Genomic DNA, 6,190 nt, shown 5'->3' with positions numbered 1-6,190 from the left:
ATGCTGATTACATTGCTGCTAGATATGCATCTAGCCATGATCAGCTCCATAATATTTGCAATAATGGGCAGTATTATATTGAACACGAGCCAGCATCAAATTTTTGATTTCCAGTACGGCTTTGTCATTATTGTCGTTTCGTTTGCTGCCATCTTCTCGATTCATAGAGCGAGTCAGCGATCAACAATATTGAAGGCCGGAATAATGGTGAGCTTATTCGGCTCCTTGTCTGTTTTATCCATTTTACTGCTGTCTGAACAGCTGGAACGGGCTCATTTCATCTATTCTGTTGCTTTTGCGTTTGCTAGCGGTTTGATTACTGCGGTGCTTGTCATTGGACTGATGCCGTTCTTTGAAGTTACATTCGGCATTTTATCTGCGCTTAAGCTTGTAGAGCTTTCGAATCCCAATCACCCGCTGCTTCGCAAGCTGTTGACTGAAACGCCGGGAACCTATCACCATAGCGTAATGGTGGGCAATTTGTCAGAAGCGGCAGCAGAAGCAATTGGGGCAGACGGCTTATTATGCCGGGTTGGTTCGTTTTACCACGATATTGGAAAGACGAAGCGGCCGAATTATTTTATCGAAAACCAATCCAATATTGAAAATCCGCATGATACGATTGATCCTAAGTTAAGCAAATCAATCATTGTTGCTCATGCGAGAGACGGCGTCGATATGCTTAAAGGGCACAATATCCCTAAGCCGATTCGCGATATTGCAGAGCAGCACCATGGAACAACATCGCTGAAATTCTTTTATTACAAAGCGATAAAACAAGCGGAAGAACAAGGTGTCGAACCTGCGTTTACGGAAGATGATTTTAGGTATCCTGGTCCGAAGGCACAGTCAAAGGAAGCGGCTGTTGTTGGCATTGCTGATTGCGTGGAAGCAGCGGTTCGCAGCCTTCGCAACCCGACAGTAGAGCAGGTAGAAGCAATGATTAACAAAATTATTAAAAGCAGGCTGGATGACAATCAATACAATGAATGTGATTTAACGTTGAAGGAGCTGGACAAAATTGCGCATTCACTTAAGGAAAGCGTAATTGGCATCTTCCATTCACGTATTGAATATCCGGATGATGTGAAAACAAAGGAGCGTTTGTCATGAGCTTGCAACTCGGTTGGAGCAATGAGCAGGAAAAGCTGGAAATACCCGAGGATTGGATTACAAAAATAGAGCAGTTGCTGCAATTGGCTGGTGAAGCGGAAGGCATTTCCGATGGTGAGGTATCTTTAACATTCACAAACGATGAGGAAATTCATCAGCTGAATCGTGAATATCGCGGAATTGATCGTCCAACCGATGTATTGTCATTCGCTATGCAAGAAGACGGCGTAGATGAGCTCGATATTATTTTTGAAGTGGACAGCGAGGATGAGAAGGACCCGATCTCAGGCATGCTTGGCGATATTATAATAAGCGTGGATACGGCTCTTGCTCAAAGCGAGGAGTACGGTCATTCCTTGGAACGTGAAATCGGCTTTTTGTTTGTTCATGGGTTTTTGCATTTGATCGGTTACGATCATCAGGATGATGAAACAGAAGCCGAAATGACCGCTAAGCAAGAAGCGATTTTGCAGCAGGCTGGCTTAACTCGTTAATGCGAAAAGTTATATCTAGTTTCGCAGTTGCAATATCCGGCATAGGTTTTGCTCTTCGGACTCAAAGTCATATGCGGTTTCACGCGATTGCCGCCGCTGTGGTGTGCTGTTTAGGATTTATGCTATCACTTAAGCCGCTTGAATGGGCGATTATTTTAATGGCGATCGCCCTCGTGATAAGTGCTGAAATGATAAATACGGCAATTGAACAGGCGGTTGATCTAGCAAGCCCCAATATTCATCCAGTAGCTAAAGCTGCTAAGGATGTTGCTGCTGGGGCGGTGTTAGTTGCTGCTGCAATTTCTGCAATTATAGGGCTGCTCATCCTTGGGCCGCCCTTATGGCATTTAATAATGGATTAAAAAACGGGGAATGGCGGGATATTTATGGTGGTTTTTGAAGGTTTGTCGGAGTCTTACACTTCGCTAATGAATGCGGCTAAGGAAGCGATGTCAAGAGCATACGTTCCTTATTCAAATTTCCAGGTTGGAGCAGCACTGCTTGACGATGAGGGCCAAGTCCATTATGGTTGCAACATAGAGAACGCAGCTTACAGTCCAACAAACTGTGCGGAGCGTACCGCATTATATCGCGCAGTAGCGGATGGTAAGCGACCAGGACAATTCCAAGCAATAGCTGTTATTGGCGATACGGATACTCCAATCGCGCCATGCGGCGTTTGCCGCCAAGTTCTAGTTGAGCTATGTCCGCCAGAAATGCCTGTCATTATGGGGAATTTAAAAGGTCAATGGACGATCTCAACCGTTTCAGGCATATTGCCGGGTGCCTTCACGCCGGCTTCATTAGATAATAGGGAGCGTTAAACAAGAATATGAATCAAAAAACATCAAATGAACGCAGCAACAAAAAATTTCGGTCCGGTTTTGTAGCAATAATCGGCAGACCAAATGTTGGTAAATCAACGCTGATGAACCATCTTATCGGTCAAAAAATTGCGATTATGTCAGATAAGCCGCAAACGACACGGAATAAAATTCATGGTGTTTATACGACAAATGACACACAAATCGTGTTTCTTGATACACCTGGTATTCATAAACCACAATCCAAGCTTGGAAATTATATGATGCAAACCGCGGAAAGCGCGCTTCGTGAAGTGGAAGCAGCGCTCTTTCTGATCGATGCTTCAGAGGGACTTGGCGGCGGTGACCGTTTTATTATTGAACAGCTGAAAAAAGTGAAAACACCTGTTTTCCTAGTAATGAACAAAATCGATAAAGTAGAGCCTGAACAGCTTCTGCCGATGATTACACAATATAATGCATTGCATGAATTTGCGGAAATTATTCCAATTTCAGCGCTTAAGGGCAATAATGTGGAAACCTTGCTTGAACAGCTGACTCGTTATTTGCCAGAAGGACCACAGTATTATCCAGCTGATCAAATAACTGATCACCCTGAGCAATTTGTTTGTTCGGAGCTTATTCGCGAGAAAATATTGCATATGACGCGTGAGGAAATTCCGCATTCAATCGCAGTAACAATTGAAGATATGCGTGTAAAGGAAAATGGAGTCGTGTATATCGGCGCTGTTATTTTTGTAGAGCGTGATTCTCAGAAGGGGATCATCATTGGCAAAAAAGGCGATTTGCTGAAGGAAGTTGGCAAACAAGCGCGAAAAGATATCGAAGCGCTCCTTGGCTCACGCATCTTTCTCGAGCTGTGGGTAAAAGTGAAGAAGGATTGGCGCAATCAGGAGCGTGTGCTGAAGGATCTTGGTTACCGGAACGAATAAGCATAATTGACGTATTTTGTTAAGGATAGACATGAGCGGTTTATCGCATCCTATTAACGTCTGAAGCAGCATTTCAGGGGACGGAAAGGGATGAATACGTATGCGGAATTTTTCGTGGAAGTATTTTACGTTGACCGGGGATGTCGAGTCTTTCATGTTATACAAGGAAATAAACCAATACGGAGCAGAGGGCAGCTCCGATGCGTTAGTAGGAAATCAGGATGAGCTTGCCGAGCTGGACCTCGAGGACACATCTGTCTAACGTATCAATGGCATTATTTGAATCGGTTGATCAAGTATTGAAGGTTTTTTGTTTCTAACAGCTAAACGTATGTTTGCCGCCATGGGACGGTAAACATACGTTTCTGCTTTCAGGGGAGAGTTTGCATTATGTTGTATCGTGTCGAGGGAATTGTACTGCGAAGCATGGATTACGGGGAAGGCAATAAAATTGTTACACTGCTGACGAAGACAAATGGAAAAGCGGGTGTACTTATACGCGGAGCGAAAAAGGTGAAAAGCAAACATTCTTCGCTCGCGCAGCCGTTTACATATGGAGAGTTTGTTTATTTCCGAAGCAGCGGGCTTGGCACGCTTAATCATGGTGAGATTATTGAATCTCACCATGTTTTGCGTGAGAAGCTTGATTTAGCTGCTTATTCCTCTTACGTAGCAGAATTGACGGATCGTTCCATACAGGACGACGAGGCAACGGGCTTTCATTTTGAGCAGCTAAAAGCATGTCTTTCAGCACTTCAAGAAGGCAAAGACCCGCAAATCGTTTCTCATCTTTATGAAATGCGCATTTTGGACTTGTCTGGTTATGCTCCTGCACTTGATGAGTGTGTAAGCTGCGGAAATGTTGTTGGTCCTTTTAAACTTTCTCCCTATGCGGGTGGAATATTATGCTCACGATGTACCGGCAAAGATCCTCATGCGGTTTCGCTAGGGGAGGGTGCTTATAAGCTGCTTCGTTTGTTCCGCAGGATGGATATGAGAAGACTTGGTTCAATTCAAGTGAAGCCTGAGACAAAAGCAGAGCTTAAAATTGCTATGCGTAAGCTGTTAGATACTCATTTAGGAATGCAGTTGAAATCGCGTAATTTTCTTGACCAGCTCGATAAATTGATGTAAAGAAATTCATTTCTTGAAATGGGTGCTTTTGGTTTGTTATCGGTCTCAAGACGGAGGGGAGGCTCATTCCTCTGCATGATTTCATCATCTAAGAAATTGATTTATGATAGATGAGGTTGTTTGAGATTCATAGTAATTGGAGGGGTTGACCTGATGTCTACAGGACAAAATAGACTGGGCTTTGTCGTGGCCGGACTTTTGCTTGGTATACTGGTCGCATCAATCGATAATACGATTGTATCGACCGCAATGGCAACGATTGTATCCGATCTTGGCGGCTTGGACAAATATGTGTGGGTTACATCTGCATATTTGGTAACAGAGATGGCAGGCATGCCGATTTTCGGGAAATTGTCTGACATGTATGGGAGAAAACGTTTTTTCGTTTTAGGTATCTCTTTATTTTTAATCGGCTCTGTTCTTTGCGGAACGGCTGAATCGATTACGCAGCTGACTATTTACCGTGCTATTCAAGGTATTGGCGGCGGTGCGATGATGCCAATTGCCTTTGCAATCGTATTTGACATTTTTCCAGCAGAGAAACGCGGTAAAATGGGTGGATTGTTCGGTGCTGTATTTGGTACCTCAAGCTTGTTTGGACCGCTTGCAGGCGCATACTTAACGGAATATATCAATTGGCGCTGGATCTTTTACATCAATGTACCCATTGGTCTTGTGGCACTTGCTTTTATCGTTATTTATTACAAAGAGTCGCTTTCTCATTCCAAGCAAAAGATCGACTGGTGGGGAGCAACGACACTTGTGGGCTCTATCGTCTGTCTCATGTTTGCACTCGAGCTCGGTGGAACTGAGTTTGCTTGGGATTCAGCGCAAATTATTGGTTTATTTGCTGGCTTTGCCGTTTTACTCGGCATATTTCTTTTTGTGGAAACGAAGGCAGCAGAACCAATTATTTCGTTTAATATGTTCAAACAAAGACTGTTTGCAGCAAGTACGGGAGCAGGCTTATTCTACGGAGCGGCGTTTATTACAGCAGCTTTATATATCCCGATGTTTGTCCAAGGCGTATTCGGCGGAACAGCGGTTAGTGCAGGTTTAACTTTGCTGCCTATGACCTTGGGATCAGTTATTGCGGCGCAGCTCGGTGGTTTATTAGTCAACAAAATGTCCTACCGCAGCGTCATGATGATTTCAGCTGTTATATTTATTACAGGTATTTTCTTGCTATCCACCATTACGCCGGAAACTACAAGGTTTATGTTGTCCGTGTATATGTTCTTAACTGGATTTGGTATCGGCTTTTCATTCTCTGTGCTTGGAATGTCCTCCATTCATGGATTCGATATGCGGCAAAGAGGAAGCGCCACATCTACGATGTCCTTCATTCGTTCATTAGGCATGACAGTAGGGATTACGGTATTCGGCATTATTCAGCGCAACCACTTTACTAAGGGTATGACAGATGCTTTCGCAGGTGGAGAAGGAGCGGCTCCGATGACGGAAAATGCACGTGAGCTGTTATCACCGGAGAAGCGTGCGGAAATACCGGCTCCAGTCATGGAGAAGATTGTTGCCGCTTTGTCAGATTCAGTATCAACCACGTTTGTTTGGTCTATTGTTCCCGCAGGCTTAGCATTAGTTTGTGTTTTGATGATGGGGAATACGGGTATGAAAGATATTATCGGCAAACATGATGGAAAAACGGCTAATACAGATGAGATTCGTGCACATT

8 protein-coding genes are annotated in these 6,190 nt (G+C 44.0%); all 8 read left to right on the top strand.

Annotated elements, in window-relative coordinates; translation table 11 throughout:
* Positions 1 to 1,113 (top strand): HD family phosphohydrolase (locus AB4Z17_RS31140; RefSeq protein ID WP_441964170.1); only part of this gene is annotated, 1,113 nt, incomplete at its 5' end.
* Positions 1,110 to 1,607 carry an rRNA maturation RNase YbeY gene (gene ybeY, locus AB4Z17_RS31135; protein WP_339203441.1) on the top strand — a complete coding sequence of 166 codons (498 nt, stop codon included), beginning with the start codon at positions 1,110 to 1,112 and terminating at the stop codon, positions 1,605 to 1,607. The genes AB4Z17_RS31140 and ybeY, both read left to right, overlap by 4 nt.
* Entirely contained in the window at positions 1,607 to 1,969 is a 363-nt protein-coding gene (locus AB4Z17_RS31130) for a diacylglycerol kinase family protein (RefSeq protein WP_076266894.1), read from the top strand. The genes ybeY and AB4Z17_RS31130 overlap by 1 nt, the downstream gene beginning before the upstream one ends.
* A gap of 24 nt (positions 1,970 to 1,993) precedes the next feature.
* A complete protein-coding gene (gene cdd, locus AB4Z17_RS31125) occupies positions 1,994 to 2,431 on the top strand; it encodes a cytidine deaminase (RefSeq protein ID WP_441910442.1) in 438 nt (145 codons plus the stop codon).
* A gap of 8 nt (positions 2,432 to 2,439) precedes the next feature.
* On the top strand, positions 2,440 to 3,363 hold the full coding sequence (era, locus tag AB4Z17_RS31120) for a GTPase Era (protein WP_054024225.1): 924 nt from the start codon (positions 2,440 to 2,442) through the stop codon (positions 3,361 to 3,363).
* 100 nt (positions 3,364 to 3,463) lie between these two features.
* A complete protein-coding gene (locus AB4Z17_RS31115) occupies positions 3,464 to 3,625 on the top strand; it encodes a YqzL family protein (RefSeq protein ID WP_441910441.1) in 162 nt (53 codons plus the stop codon).
* A gap of 128 nt (positions 3,626 to 3,753) precedes the next feature.
* Entirely contained in the window at positions 3,754 to 4,497 is a 744-nt protein-coding gene (recO, locus tag AB4Z17_RS31110) for a DNA repair protein RecO (protein WP_076266897.1), read from the top strand.
* 153 nt (positions 4,498 to 4,650) lie between these two features.
* A partial coding sequence (locus AB4Z17_RS31105) for an MDR family MFS transporter (RefSeq protein ID WP_441964168.1) occupies positions 4,651 to 6,190 on the top strand: 1,540 nt, incomplete at its 3' end.

This window comes from Paenibacillus sp. TAF43_2, from assembly GCF_052113545.1.
Lineage (GTDB): Bacteria > Bacillota > Bacilli > Paenibacillales > Paenibacillaceae > Pristimantibacillus.
This window is presented reverse-complemented; position numbering and strand designations above follow the sequence as displayed.